The organism is Psychrobacter sp. SZ93C1, from assembly GCF_015864635.1.
GTDB lineage: Bacteria > Pseudomonadota > Gammaproteobacteria > Pseudomonadales > Moraxellaceae > Psychrobacter > Psychrobacter fozii.
Window position 1 is genome coordinate 74913 of record NZ_JADYWY010000011.1, and the last position, 18781, is coordinate 93693.

General features: G+C 42.3%; 17 protein-coding genes. 6 read left to right on the top strand and 11 right to left on the bottom strand.

The window, feature by feature from the left end; translation table 11 throughout:
* Nucleotides 1-143: 143 nt before the first annotated feature.
* Nucleotides 144-947 (bottom strand): SPOR domain-containing protein, encoded by an 804-nt coding sequence (locus I6E83_RS13275; protein WP_110924153.1) that lies wholly within the window; start codon nucleotides 945-947, stop codon nucleotides 144-146.
* Nucleotides 948-1073: 126 nt separating this feature from the next.
* Nucleotides 1074-2903, bottom strand: a complete 1830-nt coding sequence (gene argS / locus I6E83_RS13280) for an arginine--tRNA ligase (protein WP_197102537.1) — start codon at nucleotides 2901-2903, stop codon at nucleotides 1074-1076.
* A 471-nt stretch (nucleotides 2904-3374) separates the two neighbouring features.
* On the opposite strand from argS, the gene I6E83_RS13285 reads away from it, so the two are divergent.
* A complete protein-coding gene (locus I6E83_RS13285; protein ID WP_110924151.1) occupies nucleotides 3375-3593 on the top strand; it encodes a DUF2788 domain-containing protein in 219 nt (72 codons plus the stop codon).
* Here the strand turns inward: I6E83_RS13285 and I6E83_RS13290 are convergent, their stop codons facing one another.
* The 5 genes from I6E83_RS13290 to cmoA form a co-directional block, all read right to left on the bottom strand.
* Entirely contained in the window at nucleotides 3594-4754 is a 1161-nt protein-coding gene (locus I6E83_RS13290) for a DUF1176 domain-containing protein (RefSeq protein WP_320158394.1), read from the bottom strand.
* A gap of 77 nt (nucleotides 4755-4831) precedes the next feature.
* Nucleotides 4832-5902: a tRNA 5-methoxyuridine(34)/uridine 5-oxyacetic acid(34) synthase CmoB gene (gene cmoB, locus I6E83_RS13295; RefSeq protein WP_197102538.1), complete on the bottom strand. Its 1071-nt coding sequence runs from the start codon at nucleotides 5900-5902 to the stop codon at nucleotides 4832-4834.
* A 183-nt stretch (nucleotides 5903-6085) separates the two neighbouring features.
* Nucleotides 6086-6694 (bottom strand): hypothetical protein, encoded by a 609-nt coding sequence (locus I6E83_RS13300; RefSeq protein ID WP_197102539.1) that lies wholly within the window; start codon nucleotides 6692-6694, stop codon nucleotides 6086-6088.
* Entirely contained in the window at nucleotides 6639-7454 is an 816-nt protein-coding gene (locus I6E83_RS13305; RefSeq protein ID WP_197102540.1) for a P-loop NTPase fold protein, read from the bottom strand. Before I6E83_RS13305 ends, I6E83_RS13300 begins: the two co-directional genes overlap by 56 nt.
* 160 nt (nucleotides 7455-7614) lie before the next feature.
* Nucleotides 7615-8400, bottom strand: a complete 786-nt coding sequence (gene cmoA, locus I6E83_RS13310) for a carboxy-S-adenosyl-L-methionine synthase CmoA (RefSeq protein WP_197102541.1) — start codon at nucleotides 8398-8400, stop codon at nucleotides 7615-7617.
* A gap of 361 nt (nucleotides 8401-8761) precedes the next feature.
* On the opposite strand from cmoA, the gene msrA reads away from it, so the two are divergent.
* The 4 genes from msrA (at nucleotide 8762) to I6E83_RS13330 (ending at nucleotide 12585) form a co-directional block, all read left to right on the top strand.
* Complete coding sequence (msrA, locus tag I6E83_RS13315; protein ID WP_197102542.1) at nucleotides 8762-9283, top strand: peptide-methionine (S)-S-oxide reductase MsrA; 522 nt, start codon at nucleotides 8762-8764, stop codon at nucleotides 9281-9283.
* A 158-nt stretch (nucleotides 9284-9441) separates the two neighbouring features.
* Nucleotides 9442-10116, top strand: a complete 675-nt coding sequence (gene tmpT, locus I6E83_RS13320; protein ID WP_197102543.1) for a thiopurine S-methyltransferase — start codon at nucleotides 9442-9444, stop codon at nucleotides 10114-10116.
* A gap of 51 nt (nucleotides 10117-10167) precedes the next feature.
* The gene (locus tag I6E83_RS13325) at nucleotides 10168-10881 is read left to right on the top strand and encodes a DUF1499 domain-containing protein (RefSeq protein ID WP_197102544.1); all 714 of its coding nucleotides are present in this window, start codon (nucleotides 10168-10170) and stop codon (nucleotides 10879-10881) included.
* Between the two features lie 243 nt (nucleotides 10882-11124).
* Nucleotides 11125-12585, top strand: a complete 1461-nt coding sequence (locus I6E83_RS13330; RefSeq protein WP_197102546.1) for a lytic murein transglycosylase — start codon at nucleotides 11125-11127, stop codon at nucleotides 12583-12585.
* A 109-nt stretch (nucleotides 12586-12694) separates the two neighbouring features.
* Here I6E83_RS13330 and I6E83_RS13335 read toward each other — a convergent pair whose 3' ends face one another.
* The 4 genes from I6E83_RS13335 to I6E83_RS13350 all read right to left on the bottom strand — a co-directional run bounded on the left by I6E83_RS13335 (nucleotide 12695) and on the right by I6E83_RS13350 (nucleotide 16392).
* The gene (locus I6E83_RS13335; protein WP_110924141.1) at nucleotides 12695-12994 is read right to left on the bottom strand and encodes a hypothetical protein; all 300 of its coding nucleotides are present in this window, start codon (nucleotides 12992-12994) and stop codon (nucleotides 12695-12697) included.
* 267 nt (nucleotides 12995-13261) lie between these two features.
* Nucleotides 13262-14260, bottom strand: a complete 999-nt coding sequence (locus tag I6E83_RS13340) for a DUF4062 domain-containing protein (RefSeq protein ID WP_197102548.1) — start codon at nucleotides 14258-14260, stop codon at nucleotides 13262-13264.
* A gap of 163 nt (nucleotides 14261-14423) precedes the next feature.
* On the bottom strand, nucleotides 14424-15410 hold the full coding sequence (murI, locus tag I6E83_RS13345; protein ID WP_197102550.1) for a glutamate racemase: 987 nt from the start codon (nucleotides 15408-15410) through the stop codon (nucleotides 14424-14426).
* A 253-nt stretch (nucleotides 15411-15663) separates the two neighbouring features.
* Nucleotides 15664-16392: a DUF1285 domain-containing protein gene (locus I6E83_RS13350; RefSeq protein ID WP_197102552.1), complete on the bottom strand. Its 729-nt coding sequence runs from the start codon at nucleotides 16390-16392 to the stop codon at nucleotides 15664-15666.
* Nucleotides 16393-17032: 640 nt separating this feature from the next.
* Here I6E83_RS13350 and I6E83_RS13355 point away from each other — a divergent pair.
* Complete coding sequence (locus tag I6E83_RS13355; RefSeq protein WP_197102578.1) at nucleotides 17033-18670, top strand: electron transfer flavoprotein-ubiquinone oxidoreductase; 1638 nt, start codon at nucleotides 17033-17035, stop codon at nucleotides 18668-18670.
* Nucleotides 18671-18781 lie beyond the last annotated feature (111 nt).

An 18781-nucleotide genomic window follows, 5' to 3' on the forward strand; every position in this document is an offset into this window, starting at 1 on the left:
CGCAGTCAAACAAGGAAAATAGCGCAGATAATATCGAGATATTAGTCAGCTATTTGACGCTGTTTGGCAAGATTTAGCCATTTTTAACCCATTTAGATGACTATCGATTGAATTGAGGACACGCCCTAATACAGCAACTAAATCTAACGGCGCTGTTCAACGATGATGGAGTCAATACCATTATTCTGTAAGCGCTGCTGAGCAGTCGTTACTGCTTGACGATTACTCATCGGCCGTGAGATCACTTGATAGATGGGCTCACCATTGCCCGTTGTATTCTTGGCGACTCTAGCATCTACACCAGCCATCAGTACCTGTGCACGGCGACGATCCGCTTCATCTGCATCACCAAAGCTGTTTATCTGCAAAATGTAAGTCGCAGCAGGCTTGGCAGCTTGAACACTGGCAGTACCTGCACCACTTGCTCGATTGGTTGCACTACTGGTGCTATTGGTCGGTGCTGTGCCATCATAGGTCGCATCTTCTTCAACGATCACGATATCATCACTAGCAGCATTGCCACGGCTAGGTTCGATCACGGTGTTTTCAGTAATACCAACATTGCCAGTGTCTTCACTGCTGGTCGCTGAAGCACCATTCGGCTGAGTGACCACGATATCAGGCTCAAAGGCTTCGATACCACCGATGCGATCATTGTTTATTTCACCAAAATCTTCATCAGGGATGGTCGCCATCTCTTGATTGGGTAAAATATCATAAAACTCATAATCGCCATTATCGGTATCAGTCTCGACTCGCGGCTGTACCTGACGATCAGGGTCATTGTCGGCACTGCTATCAGCAGGACTGAAATTAAATAATGGTGAGAGGTATATAAATACACCAATCATCAGTGTCAGTACTGCTCCGACAAACATCCATAACAAGCCTGATACGCTACTTGTTTTGCGCTTTTCAGTCGCACCTTTAGGTTTTTTGGCTAGCATGGATCTGGTTCTCCCTACTGAATCTATCTATCATAATCACATTATTGTTATCAATCGTCTATACTCATAATACTACATATTATAAAGTTGCTGCATGTTAGAAGCTTACTACTTATTAGCAAGCGACTACATGCTAGACGGTGCAGACAATCCTAACAAACCAAGCCCATTGGACAAGACCTGTCGCACGGCTTTAGACAAGCGTAGACGGGCTTGCATTAAGTCCAGCTCGTCAGCACTTGGCGTGCCACCAGAGGTCAAACTCATCGGCAAGATACGATTGCTGTCATACCAGCCGTGGAACAATGCGGCCAAATCTTTTAAATAATTGGTCAATATATGCGGCTCATAGCCAGTCGCGGCACGCATGAGGGTTGCTGGATAGCCTGCCAATAGTTTAATCAACTCATCTTCATGGGACGCATTAAGCAATTCTTGATGCGCCAAACCAACCGCATCATCTACTGTAAGCCCACTATTTTGCAAATTCTCTAATACTCGGCACACGCGTGCATGCGCATATTGAATATAGTGCACCAAATTATCTTTGCTTTGTGATTTGGCAAGCTCTAAATCAAAGTCAATATGCACTTCAGGCTTACGTGCCACATAATAGAATCTCGCAGCGTCATTGCCAACTTCTGCACGCAGTTCGCGTAAAGTGACAAACTGACCTGAACGCGAGGACATTTGTACTTTTTCAGAACCGCGCCATAATGCGACAAACTGTACGAGTACCACGTCTAAACGTTCTGCATCGATACCCAATGCTGTTAACGCTGCTTTTACACGTGGGACATAACCATGGTGGTCTGCGCCCCAAACGTTAATGACTTTGTCAAAACCACGGTCGAACTTATTTTTATGATACGCAATATCAGAGGCAAAATACGTTGACTGACCATTGGCACGGCGTACCACACGGTCTTTTTCATCACCGAAATCAGTCGATTTAAACCAGATATTGCCATCTTTTTCGTACAAGTAACCTTTGTCATCTAGCAACTGTAGAACTGGCTCAATCTCGCTATCGATAGATCTCTCACTGAACCAGCACTCATAGCGCACGCCAAAGTCATTTAAGTCATCTTTGATATCAGCCAAAATACTGCTCAATGCAGCATTTAAAAACAGCTCATAGCCATCACCAAGCAATGCTTTGCTATTGGCAATCAATCCATCAATGTGTGCTTCTTTATCGCCTGACAATAGAACTTTTTCGCCATCTGCATTGATCTCAAACTGAGCATCCTCTGCGACATCTTTGGCAACGTCTGCAAAGCTATGCACATAGCTATCGCCATGTTGTACTTTTAGCGTGTTGGCAATATCACTGACATAGTCGCCTTGATAGGCATTGACGGGAAACGTCACTTGCTCGCCATTGGTTTCTAGATAACGCAAATATGTACTGGTCGCTAGAATATCCATTTGACGGCCAGCGTCATTGACATAATATTCACGCGTGACGTCATAGCCAATCGCTTCTAGCAGATTAGACACGCTCATGCCAAATGCAGCACCGCGTCCGTGACCGACATGCAAGCTAGATGTTGGATTGGCAGAGACGAACTCAACTTGGATTTTTTGCCCTTCAAACTGATCGCTTAAACCAAAACGGTCTTGTAAGGTAAAAATATCGTCCAATACCGCAAATTTGGCTTCAGCGTTTAAAAAGACATTGATAAACCCTGGCCCTGCGATTTCTACTTGGCGAATGTCTTGGTTTTCAGGTAGCGCGTTGACGATTTTTTCAGCAAGCTGGCGTGGGTTGGCCTTGGCAGCTTTGGCAGCAGTCAGCGCGATATTACTGGCAAAATCACCATGACTAAGGTCTTTAGTACGGGTGATTTGGCTATTGTTTTGCCAGTCAGTAGGCAGTGTACCGTCGGCTTGCAAGGTATGAATAGCATCGTTGAATAGTGATGCAAGTGTATCAATTTGGGCTTGTGACATAGGGATTTGAACTCAATTAAATAAACAACAAAAACGATGTGAAAATGTGACGAGTGCAAGCAGTCAATAACTGCTTATTATAATAGCGACCGACATTGCAGGGGGTAAAATAATACAAAAAGATAAGTAACCTGTAAATATAACAATCTTTACGCTTTATTGCACCACTTGCACCGAAATTAGTACTAAAATCTTACGGTTAAGACAGTCAACTCTAATAATTGAGATAGGTGACAGATGTACTTTACGTACTTACTGCCTATAAATCATGATAAAGCAGTGTAACAGCCGATACTCAAAGTGACTACTTAATGGTTTACCACTGAGATACCAGCCCTATTGATTGTAGTGTTACTGTTGCTCGATACTGGGCAGCCGTTTATACCTGCCTGCTTCCACGTTATAATAATGGTTTGTACAACTCTTCTCAGATATAGAAGAAGCGTTACTATTTTCTTATAGGATCATGCCATGTTTGCTATTGCCGCCAGTACTGTCACTAGTTGGGGATTGTACCTTTTATTGCCAATTTTTATTGCTTTCTTGTTTTTTATTATGTGGGATATCTCTAAAGAATCTCAAGCTGGACGCGCCGGTACATTTTGGATTTTCGTAGCGCTTGGCGCAGGCTGTGTTGGCTTCATCATCAAGATTATCATGGAAGTTGCCTTTAAAAAGTGGTTAATTTAATTAGGGCTTATCACTTTCTATGACTTCGCTGACGTAGCTTGGTAAATCCCACGCACCACCAGCAAAACCTCGGCACATTCCTGAGCTAGAATCTTCTGATTTGGCAAAAGTTTGACCATTCCAAACCCAAACTAGACGATTCCAGCAGTCACCCAATCCTCGATCTTTATGTACTGCCCAAATCTCACCATCAGAATAATCATTGCCTGCGGTGGTAATTAGCTGAGGGTTACGAGGTTTTGCATTATCTATAAGCCAATATCCACTAGCTGCGTTGTAAGCACCCATCCAACAGCTATGGACAGCTAAAGTATGAGTAGCATCAATAGGGATAAACTCCCAATCAAGCATACTAGAACCATACTCAGCCATCTGTTGATATGCCTCAGTTTTCGGGTTGACCAGTTCACAATCTCCCATTTTCTCTTCTGAACCTACTAAAAGAGGGTCATTAATATTTACCCACTTGTTTATATTGGCCTGAAAGTAAGCCTGTTTTGATGCGGATAGTGTCTTATTGTCTTTTTCTGAATAAGCGAATGCTTTTTTTATCACAGGTGTTGGCTTAGCAGATTTTGGTGTTTGCTTACTAGCATGATTCTTACTCACCAATGCTATTGACGTACCCACTCTGCCTTGTACTTCATCAATTTTAAGCAACACCGCTCCCATACCTTTGTCACTAATCGTCCAGCGATCACTACCTACTCTTACTTCTATTTTTGTATTCAGGCGAGCGTGACGAAGCAATTGCTTGGTTTGATTTTCATCTAGCATATGCCTAGAATCATCATCACTTCTACTATTGATAGCGCCGTAACTTTTGTCATTTAGCCATAACTCGGTATGGCTAGATTCATTACCAGTATTCGAGCTGTCATCAGATGATGACTGGTAAAACTCATCATCTGAATATATAAAGTCTACATATACTTTTGGCAAAGCTTTCTTCGGCTCTACAACCATTAATATCGATACTGGATCGCTATTAGTACTTTCTTCAGCGTAACCCGCTGCTCGGCAGGTCAAAGTGTTATCGCAAACCACTTGCCAGTCATCTTTGACAAAACCCCAGCCTTCAAAGGGATCACCATACGCATCTGACGCCACAGCAGGTAGCGAAAACAAACCAATCGTCATCAAAGCCATTACTATTTTCACAATTCTTCTTCCTTGTGTTAGGTTCTGTTATAGCGACTATTTATATTGACTGACGGTAGCCCTGCTAGCCTAAAAAACTATCTTTTGGCAATCAATGTCGCGCGCATCGGGGCAGGATACCCTTCCATGGTTTTAGTCGAGTCATTAGGATCCAAGAAGTCTGCTAGCGAATGATAGGTCATCCATTCTGTTTTGCGCTGCTCTTCCGTCGAAGTAACCGCTACATCGACGCAGCGTACGTCTGAGAATCCAGCTTTTTCTAACCAACCAATTAATGCTGCCACTGACGGCAAGAAATACACGTTATTCATCTGCGCATAACGGTCGTGCGGTACGAGTACGGTATTGGCATCGCCTTCAACAACTAACGTCTCAAGCACTAACTCACCGCCTTTGACCAATTGACCTCTGAGCTGCTGTAAATGCTCAAAAGGCGACTGGCGATGATAAAGTACGCCCATACTAAATACGGTATCAAACAACTGGCTGTGCGCAGGTAGGGCTTCCAGCGGTACGGGAATATAATGCGTACGATAGCGGCCCCTATCATGGGTATGAGCATGAGCTTGAGTATGAGCATCTGCCGCACCAACGAAATGACGAATCGCCATAAACTGATGGTAAAACAAGCATGATGGATCAATGATAATGACCGTATCCGCCCCTGCCCCTGCCATACGCCAGCCATGATAACCAGAGCCACCGCCCACATCTAATACTCGGCGACCTTTTAACTCACCCAAATGCGGTGCGACCCGTTGCCACTTCCAGTCACTGTGCCACTCAGTGTCAATCTTAATACCTGATTCATCATCGCCAATCTGACCGCCGATCTGGAACGGCCCTTTGCGCCATGGCATCAGCTGCTTGAGCAGTGCCATTGCTTGTTTACGCTCAGACTCATTTAAACTTGCCTCAATCGTCAATGTATCACTGTTTAGATCGACATTATTGACAGTTAAGTTTGGCAAACGAGCAACTGACGCTTGGTAGGCAGGCGCGTGCGCATAGTTGGCTTTGTCTTTTATATCACCTAGCCATGTTGGTAATTGCTTAAGCCACTCATAAGCGATCGGCTGCTGTTGCGCCAGCTCTAGCAAGGTTAAGTACAGTTCGCGTTCGGCGTTGATGATAGTGTCGTTGAGCATAAAAGCAAGTTACCGTGTTGATTGTTATTTAAATGAATAAAATTAAAAGGGTTGAAGGACGAGGATGAGTCTAGATATATAAGTTCTTTAGATGTCGTACAATATATGAGGCATAGGTTATCCATCTTTAATGACTAAGTTTACGTTTCGTTATTAACTAACTCTAAGGTTTAAACTTATACATTATTCAAACGCCATTATATTTGCTGTCTCTATAATTTGAGCTATCGCTCTACCTCTATAAGGCATTTCTTCCATGAAACTCACATTTCTCATGTATGAATTCCATTTTTTCTGCTGATCGTCTGATATAGTATAGTTATCCTTATTTTCATTGAAGTCGGTAGTCAGAGAAGCCATGATAAATTCACATACTTCGGGTATATCAGAACCACCCTCTTCAAGGTAAGGTAATTTTGTTACACCCAAGAAATTACCTAGCAAATCAGCATCAACAACACCTTTTCTAATCTCTCTTAAAATATCAGGTTTAAAGCAAACTAACATGACACCAAATAATCTCAACAACGAATAACCAATATATCGGTCAGGGATGAAGCGATGCGAATTGGATAGTACTTGTACAACTTCTATATGTAGAACTAATGTCTCTATCTCTCTGAGAGAAAGACCTTGGTGCCTAATAACTTTTATAAGAAATTTTATTAAAAAACTATCTGATAGTAAGTCGTTATGTAAGAAACCTTTCTCTCTTATAAGCTGTTGAAAATAAGCACTAGCAGCTAAAATAGGATTCCCCAGTATGTCGCTGAGAATGCGGTGATAACTCAAATCGAAACTTAATAAACTTATCTAAATAACGCTGTGCATCAACTGCCTGACCATAACAATGATTTATAGATGCTTTCAATTGATGAGTATTAGTAATAAGTACGAAGCTAACATCTGATACATCAAACGTATGCTTTATTATCTCAAGCATATCAACTGCAAAGTTTGGTCTACAGCGATCAAGTTCGTCTATAAATATAATAATAGGATCTTGAGATGCGATGGCAGTTAGAGCGGTTTGTAATGTTTTTAAACTCTTTTCTGCATCCACATGATCTTTGAGTATTAATTCTGCTGTTTTATCTATTGAATCGTCAGCTACTTTTTGAATTACTTCATCAAAACCATTTGCAATATCAGCAAAGTCTTGCCTCAGAAGATGAGAAATACCAGCTTTGGCAACTGTCTTTAGGCTGTAGCGTACAGCTGGCAATACTCTATTTATAAAAGCCTTTCTACGTGGACCTTCAGGTAAAATTTTAATAATTTCTGCGAGTACAGTCATCAAAGGCTCATCAACATGATCAGCTTTGAAAGCGTCAATATAAATTATATTGTGTGTACCATCTTCCTTCATCAGATTGATAAGTTTATGGCAAAACTCAGTTTTACCTGTACCCCAACTGCCGTCGATAACCATTGGTGAAATATCTATATCGGACTTTAAGAGCTTAATAGCTTTTTCAGCGATACTTTTACGTTGAAATTCATCACGCCCACCTTGTCCATCGAATGTTTTTGCCGTAATGTCCATATCCATTTTATCGTTCCTTATTAATTATAATCTAACTTAGCAAAGATATACGATGCAATAGGGCGCGCATAGCGCACCGATAAAATAACTGTCTATTTACATTATTACGTGAAACTCAGGCAATAGCGAAAAGCGAGATAAGCTCCCACTATTTATTCAAACAACCCTATTTAAACGCCACCACAGAAACAAAGTTCAAAAACTGAAACCATGTCAGATGACGTTTAAAGCCAACATCGCTCAATCTTGCATGATGCTCATCTAAGGTATCGGTGATAAGGACATTCTCTAATGCATTGCGTTTGCCGCTGATTTCCATTTCAGTATAGCCATTGGCACGTTTAAAGTCGTAATAACGCTCAACCAACCACGCATCGTACTGCTCATCAAAAGCATGAGTTTTTTCAGTCAGTACCAGTATGCCGCCTTCACTTAATGCCGCATAAATCTTCTCTAATACTGCGACTCTATCGGCAGCGGGTAAAAACTGTAAGGTTAAATTCAAAATGACCATGTCGCATGGCTCAAGTTCCACATCACGAATATCAGCAGTAATCACTTCTATATCGTGCTCAGGATAGTTCTCATTCAGTAACGTGGTCGCCTCTGTCGTCATCGCCGGTGAGATGTCAATCGCCTTAATCTGCAAGTCTTGCGCCTCAAATTCGCCTGCTAGCGCCATCGTAGCCCCGCCAAGTGAGCAACCCAAATCATAAATGCGGCTGACACGTTGACCCTTATCACCTTGCTGACGATACTTACAATGACGACGGGCAAAGATAGGAAGCATCGCCAGCACTTGACCATAACCGGGCACACTGCGACGTATCATATCGGGAAAACAAGCCACTACCTGCTCATCAAATGAAAAGCGCGATGCTTTATCCAGCGGTGTGGTAAACGGTTTGTCAAATAGGGTGTCATGTTTGATAGTAGGCTTGGATTGGCTCATGGTGCGACTCGTTTTGGATAATAGAACTTAAATTAGAAAGTATTTGGCGATTTTGCTCGTCATTATTAAGCGAGAACAAAGCAACGTATAGGTCATTCAATTTAACAAAGGTACAAGGCAACCGAGTGCAGATGTATCGGCAATACTTCAAGCAAGGTTAACGCTGTAACTTGTTTATAGTGAATGTCCTATAGCAAAAATCCATTATAACATTACTGTTTGTTACTTATCGCGTTTGGCTCGCCTGCTAAGCTGAATAAGTAGTGCTAAGGGTAGTGAGACATTGAAAAGAAACATTGAAAAACGAAACATCACAACCAAATACAGCACTTAATTCATATCTATAATAATAGGAAAAATTATGCAAACCATTATATTAGGCGGCGGCTGCTTCTGGTGTACCGAATCCGTATTTTTATCAGTGAAAGGCGTGCAATCTGTCGTATCAGGTTATATGGGCGGCGACGCTGTCTCTGCTAATTACGAAGATGTTTGTAGCGGAACGACAGGACACGTTGAAGTGATCAAAGTCGAGTTTGATGATGCTATCGTACCGTTAGAAGTTATCTTAGATGCTTTTTTTGCGACTCATGATCCCACCACGATGGATCGTCAAGGCAATGATGTCGGTAGCCAGTACCGTAGCGTCGTGTTTTACACTGACGCAGATCAAAAACCAACTGTCGACCGTACCATTAATAAATTGCGTGATATGGGTGTCAGCGTGGTCACTGAAGTACATCCTGCCGTTGATTTCTATAAAGCTGAAGAGGCACATCAAGACTTCTTTAATAGAAACCCAGGACAAGGCTATTGCAACTTTGCAATCCCGCCAAAGCTTGCGAAACTACGTAAAGAATTCAGTCAGTACATGGTAAGCTAAATAGCGAATTGCATTGGCATTTATGTGTTTAGAATAAATGCTTAGCGCCATATTTGATAAAAGCCAAACGCCTATATTGCAAGCGTTTGGCTTTTTAATGTTGTCAGTAGTATCCATTAAATCGCTATCACAACAAACGCAAAATAAAGGCTAACATCATGAATCCAGAATTTTGGCAAACACGCTGGCAGGAGAAACGCATTGGCTTTAATCAGTCTGCGGTGAACCCGTTATTAATGAAATACCTAAGCCATTTAAACGTGCCAGCAGGCGGTTGTATCTTTGCACCTCTATGCGGCAAGTCGATAGATATGGTTTGGCTAGCAGCGCAAGGCTATGATGTGGTGGGTGTTGAATTAGTAGAAACAGCGGTACAGGAATTCTTCGCTGAACAAGATATCGTGCCCACCGTACATAAGCATAAAACTAGCCCCACTCTCAAATATTATCGCGGTCAGTTGTCGGGACAAACCATTACTTTATGGGTCGCTGATATTTTTGCGCTGACGCCTAAAGATATTGGCACCATCGATGCCGTATATGATAAAGCTGCATTGATTGCCTTGCCAGCCGATATGCGTGTGAAGTATAGCGAGCACGTTCTACAGCTTAGCGATACTGCTGATAAAGAATATGCACCGCAACTATTAATCACACTCGATTATGATCAGAGTAAAAGAAACGGGCCACCCTTCTCAATTAATGATGAACAAATACAACAGTATTATGGCCAGCATTATCAAATCAGCGAACTCGCCAGCGAACCTACTTCTATAGGATCGACGCCTGAATTAACGGTGACAGAGCATGTCTGGCAGTTAAATAATAAATAAAATGCTGAGCATAGCAATTAAGCAGCTATTAAAAAATAACGGAGCGTTCTCATGAAAATTTTAGTCAGTATGATAAGTTTAATCGCATTTTTGCTGGTTGCACTACCAGCACCGCTTTATAGATTTGGAGTTGTAGAGTTAGGCACTGCCTTTGCAGGATTTAAATTTGGTCTGGTTGTTGGTATTGCGGCACTCGTACTCTTGGCAATCCAAGTGTTATTTAAACGTAAAACGGTCAGCATAGCTAGCGCAGCAATAGCCGTTATATTTTCTGCGACTGCTATCGCCCTTCCACTTGGTATGATGACTACTGCCAAAAACGTGCCGCCAATTCATGATATTTCAACTGATTTAGTGAATCCACCTGAGTTTGTCGCGATTGCGCCACTACGTGCAGATGCGCCAAATCCAGTAGAGTACGCAGGTGCAGAAGCGGCTGAACAACAACGCACGGCCTATCCTGAACTACGGACATTGACCTACTCTCAATCAAAGCCTGAACTGGTTGAAGCATCCAAACAAGCCGTTGAGAATTTAGGATGGGAGCTTGTCAATACTGATGCAGATAAAGGCATCGTTGAAGCGACAGAGACGACTGCTTGGTTTGGCTTTAAAGATGATGTCATCATTCGTGTGACTGACAACGATAGCGAACGCTTGGTTGATATCCGCAGTAAATCACGAATTGGTAAAAGTGACCTAGGTAAAAACGCGGCACGTATTCATGCGTTGATTGAGGAGTTGGATAGTGTACTTTCAAAGTGATGAGGTTTGAATAGGGTGCGAATGACCGAAGCCGTACTGATTTCATCACCCTATTCAGCTCGATATTTTTATCTAAAACCCTCTTCTAATCTTGCGCCACCGTCAATTTATAGTAACCATTCACAATCTTAGTCCTTCGATACCTTTTCTTTACTGTTTAGATTGGTTACTCTAGGTGAATACGGCTCTTACCTACTTTGTTTTACTTTTCAATGACCGTTTCGATATTTATAGGATATTTCCATGCGTTTGACTTCACTTTCTAATTTATCGCTACTTAGCATCGCTGTTGGGCTGAGTCTTGCTAGCACTGCTCAAGCGGCCGCACCAGATGCCCCAGATTTATCAAATGCTGAATTCCAACAATGTTTAGATGGTCTAAAAAACTCTAGCAAATTCCGCGACGTGGACAGTTTCACCTTTAATAACTACCGTCCTAGCCAGCCTGATCCTAGCGTGATTCAGTCTCTTAACTATCAGCCTGAGTTTCAAAAAGATGTGTGGGATTATCTATCAGCGCTAGTAGACAAAGAGCGCGTAGAGGACGGTATCCGTGCCAAACGCCAATGGAGCGATACACTGCGCCAAATCGAATCACGTTATGGCGTAAAAGCTGAGCACGTATTAGGGGTGTGGGGCGTTGAATCTAACTTTGGTCAGACATTGGGCAAAAAGCCTTTATTTGAATCTTTAGCGACACTGTCATGCTTTGATCGTCGCCAGAGCTACTTCCAAGGCGAGTATGCCAATGCCTTAAAAATCGTCCAAAATGGTGATATCGCGCCAAGTGATATGACTGGCTCTTGGGCAGGTGCTTTTGGACAGACACAGTTTATGCCAAGTACCTTTTTAGAGCTGGCCGTTGATTTTGATGGTGACGGACGCCGTGACTTAGTTAACAATGTTCCTGACGCACTAGCCTCCACTGCCAACTTTTTGAGTAAGCGTGGCTACCGATCAGGTGAGCCTTGGGGTTATGAAGTCAAACTACCTAATGGCTACTGGGCAGCATCTGACCGTAAAAACAAAAAGTCTATTAGTCACTGGCGTGATCAAGGTCTAACACTTGCTAATGGCGGCTCTCTACCATCTGATTTAAGCAGCGCGGGATTATTATTACCTGCTGGTATTGAAGGCCCTGCGTTTTTAGTTGGTAAAAACTTCGATACGTTTTATTCATACAATGCATCAGAAAATTACGCATTGGCAATTGCTCATTTAGCAGATCTCATCACCCGCGAAGACAGTAGTAAAACCGACTTTGCCACAGCGTGGCCAACGGATGACCCAGGTATCAGCCGCCAACAAGCAAAAGACATTCAGCAAGCATTATTAAATACTGGTTACGATATTGGCGGTGTCGATGGCATTATTGGTGACAATACCCGTACTGCTATCCAGCAATACCAATCTAGTAAAGGTATATTTCCAGCAGATGGCCGCGCAGGACAGAAATTCTATCGCGCAATCGTTGGTAATGCAGCACCAAACCAAACTCAATATGGCCAACCTACGAATAGCAGACCTTTAAACCCTGCCCCTGCTGATCGTATGGGACAGCTGATCCAGCAGCAAACGACGATTCCTAATAGCTACTCGACGCAGCCCGCTGCTCAACCTTCAACGACTGGCAATACACGTTATCGTCGCGTTACTAGTGCCGATGGTACTATTCAGCTCATCCGTGTTGATGAAGGGTCGTAGGATTAAATAATCTGATCTCTAGCACATAAAAAAGCCACGCTATAATTAGCGTGGCTTTTTTTGGTTTTGTCAAATAACCATATAGCTTTTTGAAAGCTAGAATAACAACTTAAACGATAGGTGGTGGATTTGGCTTACCGTTGTCACCATCCCAGTTTTCACGCGCTTTGTCATCTAAATCAGCAGGGGTTTTTGATTCCCACTTGCCATTCTCTTTCCAAGTTGCATCGCCCCAATCTTCGTCTTGTTCTTTTCTATCCAAATCTTTATAAGCTTGGCTTGGATCGATACCGCGGCGTTTCATATCTGCTACTTGCTCTTCTAATGTATGAAACTGTTCAGAGTCATGCATCGTTTTTTCTAAACCATCTAATTCATTTCTTAGTTCGTCACGTTTATCGTTACTCATTATATGCTCTCCTTAATGGGTCAATATCATTGTACGTTCTATACGTTTGTAATTTTAATATAAGCGATGTGTTCATCATAAACATCTAACCAGTCTTATTATCACCAGTCTTGAACGGATTCACAACCATTGGCTCGTATGCTTTGTATTACAAAACGTATTCGTAGAATCATATGTATTACTGACAATATCGAGCATGATGGATATTTTAAAATTGAGGAGATGTGAAAAGTACTAATAATAATTGCTACTAAAAAGGTATATTTATCATTGCGACTGAGAATCCGAGTTTTTCCACAGATTCTTTGCATAAAAGGTCAATTTCCAAAGCTCTTGTGAAGCTCGAGTACCGTAAGTGGTCAGCTGTATCCAGTTTGCACCAACCAGTTGACGCTGCAATTTATTTAAATCATCTTGAGAAATTTGGCAGCGCGAGACAGCATGAACATTGGGCATATCTTGTTTGACGTCTTGTTCGGCCTTTGATGCTATGAGGCGATTCATGGTGTTTTGCAGGCCATAGCTAGAAAAGTTCGATGGGATTTTCATTAATGAGACCAGTATCTCTTCCCACGTTAATGCCAGCAGTCTGGTCACATCTGTTAAATTACCACCCTCATAAGCTTGGGCGCTATACCGAACCTCTATCCCTTCTGTCAATACAATCGGTTGGCTCACACTATCCGCCGCAAAGGCTTCATCGACAGGACTATCTTTCTTAACAGTTTTATTAGTAGATAATATATCCGCAAACCTTTCAGCCACTGATTGGTTACTGAACTTGATGGTTTCCTCATTAGCCCTTACCCAGCCGCCAGTCACCTTATGATCAACCATGATATTGTCGTAAGCTTTTGCGATCAGTTTTTCGATATCAGCTTCTGTATCATAATAATATAGTTGATTGTCTTGCCTAGTCACCAACTTAATGAACTCTTGTAGTTGACGGCTAATGAGCGCATCTTGAGGATGGTTTTTGACTAACACAAATAAGGGTTTACTTTTGGCTTTAGCATTCAAATAGCTCAAATGCATTTGACTGACGCCTGTTCTTTGTACCGTACCGTAGCTGTCTCCAATGATCATCGCCACATAATCGCAGGAATCGATACATTGTCGACCATATAAAGAGGCTGTCGGTAATTGGCTCGACACATCATAGGTCAAAAATGCAAACGGCTGAAAAAATATCGCTAAGCTGTCTAAGACCAACAACTGGTCATTATCAGCGCATATGATATGAATATGGTAGCGACGGTTTGGCACAATCACCTCTAAAATCAGGTCATGATATAAAAGAATATGATATAAAAGAGAGCACAAATATCTTGTTTTGCACAGACTAGCACAGTCTTATAAAAATTGGGTTCAATTTATTTTAATGATATAAGTAGGATTATGGGCTTTATATAAGCAGTATCAGTCGCCCTTACTTAGCATAATATTGTAATATGACTTCGCTGCCAAGCAACCGCGTAATCAAAACATCCAGTTTTTCATCATATTTGGTCGCATAAAAAACCAATGGTGACCGCAGATTAATATCTGAGCCACCAATGGCCGCTAGACCATTTGAATTACTCTTAATTGACGCCGACAGCTGGTTTATGACCAATAGTTGTTTGACACGTTCAGCGATTGCTTGTCCAGAGTCAACCACCTGCATCGATAACTGCTGCTGAGCAATCTCATCTAATAAAAATGGTTTAAAAAACGGATAGTGCGTACAGCCTAGCACCAATTGGTCAATACTATCATTTGCAAACACTTGTAGCTGCTGGCGCAAATTTAGCGCCGTTTCGCTTTCCTCTGGCATCCCAGCCTCTACCCAAGGGACCAATTGCGGATCAAAGTACTTAGTAACTATCGTACGATTAGGTTTTGCGACGTTATTGATAACGTCATTCAGCAACGTACCATTCAAAGTCGCCTTGGTCGCCAATACTGCAACACGGCCACTTTTACTGGCGAGTACTGCTGGCTTCAAGGCAGGGACTAAACCAACGATAGGTAACTGTGGATAATAACGCCGTGCTGTCTCAAGTGCATAAGCTGAGGCACTGTTGCACGCAATGACGATAAGCTTACAGCCTTGCTGATACAACCACTCTACTGCCGTCAACGTTAGCGCTTCGATATCTGCACTGTCACGATTACCATAAGGCACATTCAGCGTATCAGCATAATAAACATAACGCTCAGTAGATAACTGCTTCGCTAAATGTAGATAGACAGACAGCCCCCCGAGACCAGAATCAAACAGTCCAATTGGCGCATTTCGACTTCTACCATGCACATTAGTACTAGTGCCAGTTTCGATAATAGCAGCGTTAGATATACATTCAGAGCCGTTACTATTAAGGTCATCTGAGCGTACTTTGATTGTATTAGGGGTATTACTTGCGGCAATATCCATGATTACGTTACTGCCATTTTTATACACATATCGTCATCTTTATACTACTTATTCAATCGCAGATTGACTTAAATATGGTCATTCCACTATAAAAGCATTACCGTGTTAACCTCGCTTGAAGTATTTAATATACATCTACACTCAGTTGCCTTGTACTACTTTTAAATTGAATCGACTATATCATACCGCTATCAGTGTTTTAGTTGGTAAAAATCATTCTATCTATTAAGTGTAGCGTAATTTACCAGTGTTGTTAATCGGCTGGCATCGATAATTGATACGAGTTGCCACCACTTTGTAAGGTCAATATCACTTCACCATCTTGCTCTTTCAACTCACCAATTTCTGTCAAATGATAGAAAGTGTTGCGACCGATCAGTGCTGTCAAACCATTCCTCACGGGCATATAAGGACGTATTTGCGTTTCGGATGTTTTCCCCTGATGATTATCAGCATTTGCCTCAGACGTTGCATGATCGATTGCATTATGACCTTTAGCATTATACGCCTTTAATATGATTTGATGCTCATCATCTAAACGTACCACATCGCCTGTTGTGGTCGTAAACTCTAACCAACTTTTATTGCCCTCATTGACGATACCGACATCATTGATTAGGAGTGGCGCATCTTCAACCTGAATGCGAATTTTTTGCACAGGTGTCTTCAAAAAGTACTCAGTGATGCCCTCATTTTCTTCTTTCCACAATATAGTCGCAAACAAGCTGACTAATGACTCTCTAGTCATTTCACCACCTTCATGCCACCACTCACCATTTGCCTTTATGACCAGATCCATATCAGCCACATTATCAGGATGCCAGTTCTCTAGTGGTGGTATTGCACGACCTTTGCGTGAGCCTGCAGTAGACTTTAAATACAGGCTAAGCGCATCCATGTTATTTAGGTCGGGTGACACGTCATTAGGGACTTCAGCACCATTTTTACGATTACTAGCAGCACTATTATTGTCATTATTCATTGTATAATCCTTTACCTAGTATTCAAAGTTTGGCAAATCTGTTATTACTATAAATTTTAGTTTCGGGTATGATGAGACCATGTCATCATAAACCACTCATTAACTCGATATTACCTTAACACCTATACTCATAAATGCGTATCGTGTTTATAGGACTTTTCTTTTATAATGAGTAACGATTTTTTATTTTTATTAAAACGATCAAGTGGCTATTGTGTTAATGACACATTTTACGTTATGTGTTGATATCTTTAAATAAATTGATCTCAATAGCAGCGTGATCAATTGATGCCGCAAAGACAGTTTTTATCGGGCAGCCATATGTCTGAGTAACGTTAGCGCCGCAACTCTATTATTCAATTGTTAAGCTAATGATGCCCTGAGATAAGCCACTAAAAGTTTAGGAGTAGGTATGCAAGAGCCAAACAATCAAGAAGCAATCATCGACGGTAATACTGTGAACACTGACAAGCCAGAAACAGCAAATCTGAACAAAGCAGCACCAGAAGTTGCGACTCAAGAAGTGGCAGTTGAAGAAGTCGCGGTGGAAGAGCAACTTGCTGAAGAAGTTATTATCGAAAAAGCACCAGAGCCAGTCGTAGAACCTGTGGCGGTAGAGCCTGAAATCGAACGTGAATCAATGGAGTTCGATGTCATCATCGTCGGCGGCGGACCTGCTGGTCTTTCTGCCGCTATTCGTCTACGTCAACTTGCTATTGCAGCTGGCAATGATGAATTTATGGTTTGTGTGGTTGAGAAAGGCTCTGAATTTGGTGCTCATACCTTATCTGGCGCGGTCATCGAACCACGTGCGTTAAACGAGCTAATTCCAGATTGGAAAGAAAAAGGCGCACCGCTTAACGTGCCAGCGACCGAAGATCGCTTCTACTATCTAAACTCGGCCACACGCTCTACTAAAGTGCCTGATTCTTTGATTCCAGGGCCGATGCACAATGACGGCAACTATATTGTCTCCTTAGGTAATGTGGTTCGTTGGTTAGCTGTACAAGCGGAAGAACTAGAAGTCATGATGTTCCCAGGCTTCCCTGCCGATGACATCTTATATAATGACGATGGCTCTGTACGCGGTGTCTTAACGGGTGATATGGGCGTGGCTGCTAATGGCGAAGCCAAGCCAAGCTTTGAGCCTGGTTACGAGCTGCTTGCCAAATATACTATCTTTGCTGAAGGTAGCCGCGGTCACCTAGGCAAACGTCTAATCAGCCGTTTTGATCTTGATAAAGATTCAGATCCTCAACATTATGGTCTTGGCTTAAAAGAGCTGTGGGACGTTGTGCCTGAAAAACATGAGCAAGGCGTAGTGATGCACGGTCTGGGCTGGCCACTAACCGAAACGGGTTCTACTGGTGGCTGGTGGTTGTACTTTGATGAAAACAACCAGGTCAGCTTTGGTCTTGTTGCTGACTTGTCTTACCACAACCCATATATGTCGCCATTTGATGAGATGCAGCGTTTGAAGACACATCCTGTCATCAAAAACGTATTAGAAGGCGGCAAACGCATTTCTTACGGCGCACGTGCATTGACCAAAGGTGGTCTAAATTCACTACCGAAATTCACCTTCCCAGGTGGTGTTTTGGTCGGTGATGATGCTGGCTTCTTGAACCCTGCCAAAATCAAAGGGACTCATACCTCGATGAAGTCGGGTATGCTCGCAGCCGAAGCTATCTTTGAAGCCTTGCAAGCTGATCGTCAGCATGACGAAGTCGTTGCTTATACAACCATGTACAAAGAGTCATGGCTGTATCAAGACAACTATGAGTCACGTAACTTCTCGCCTGCGATACATCGCATGGGTCTGTTTATGGGTGGTGCTTTCACCTTTATTGAGCACAATCTATTAAAGAGTAAAATGCCATTTACCTTACATGACAATCTACATGACTATGATCAGCTTGAACGTGCTGCTCATGCTTATCAGCCAACTTATCTCAAGCCTGATGGCAAGCTGGTCTTTGATAAATTGTCGTCAGTATTTATCTCTAATACCAACCACGCTGAAGATCAGCCGACGCATTTAAAACTGACCGATCCAACGGTTCCTGTCTCAATTAACTTGCCTTTATATGCAGAGCCTGCGCGTTTATATTGCCCAGCCGGTGTTTATGAAGTGGTTAAAAATGCTGAAGGCGCTAAGTTTGTTATCAATGCACAAAACTGTGTACATTGCAAAACGTGCGATATCAAAGATCCTTCGCAAAACATCACTTGGGTAACGCCAGAAGGTGGCGGTGGCCCTAACTATCCAAACATGTAATCTATGATTGAGACCATCATTGCTCCCATAGCGTTATAGCAGTTCAATAAAAAACCGCCCTTTCTATATTATAGAAAGGGCGGTTTTTTGTGCTTATAGACTTCATTTAAT

Bases quoted from the DNA above. Each gene is read 5' to 3' on its own strand.
- I6E83_RS13335 (WP_110924141.1), bottom strand. From the start codon at position 12,994: ATGAGTAACGATAAACGTGACGAACTAAGAAATGAATTAGATGGTTTA.
- cmoB (WP_197102538.1), bottom strand. From the start codon at position 5,902: ATGCTCAACGACACTATCATCAACGCCGAACGCGAACTGTACTTAACC.
- I6E83_RS13350 (WP_197102552.1), bottom strand. From the start codon at position 16,392: ATGAATAATGACAATAATAGTGCTGCTAGTAATCGTAAAAATGGTGCT.
- I6E83_RS13325 (WP_197102544.1), top strand. From the start codon at position 10,168: ATGAAAATTTTAGTCAGTATGATAAGTTTAATCGCATTTTTGCTGGTT.
- argS (WP_197102537.1), bottom strand. From the start codon at position 2,903: ATGTCACAAGCCCAAATTGATACACTTGCATCACTATTCAACGATGCT.
- msrA (WP_197102542.1), top strand. From the start codon at position 8,762: ATGCAAACCATTATATTAGGCGGCGGCTGCTTCTGGTGTACCGAATCC.
- I6E83_RS13285 (WP_110924151.1), top strand. From the start codon at position 3,375: ATGTTTGCTATTGCCGCCAGTACTGTCACTAGTTGGGGATTGTACCTT.
- murI (WP_197102550.1), bottom strand. From the start codon at position 15,410: ATGGATATTGCCGCAAGTAATACCCCTAATACAATCAAAGTACGCTCA.
- I6E83_RS13275 (WP_110924153.1), bottom strand. From the start codon at position 947: ATGCTAGCCAAAAAACCTAAAGGTGCGACTGAAAAGCGCAAAACAAGT.
- I6E83_RS13305 (WP_197102540.1), bottom strand. From the start codon at position 7,454: ATGGATATGGACATTACGGCAAAAACATTCGATGGACAAGGTGGGCGT.
- tmpT (WP_197102543.1), top strand. From the start codon at position 9,442: ATGAATCCAGAATTTTGGCAAACACGCTGGCAGGAGAAACGCATTGGC.
- I6E83_RS13330 (WP_197102546.1), top strand. From the start codon at position 11,125: ATGCGTTTGACTTCACTTTCTAATTTATCGCTACTTAGCATCGCTGTT.
- cmoA (WP_197102541.1), bottom strand. From the start codon at position 8,400: ATGAGCCAATCCAAGCCTACTATCAAACATGACACCCTATTTGACAAA.
- I6E83_RS13355 (WP_197102578.1), top strand. From the start codon at position 17,033: ATGGAGTTCGATGTCATCATCGTCGGCGGCGGACCTGCTGGTCTTTCT.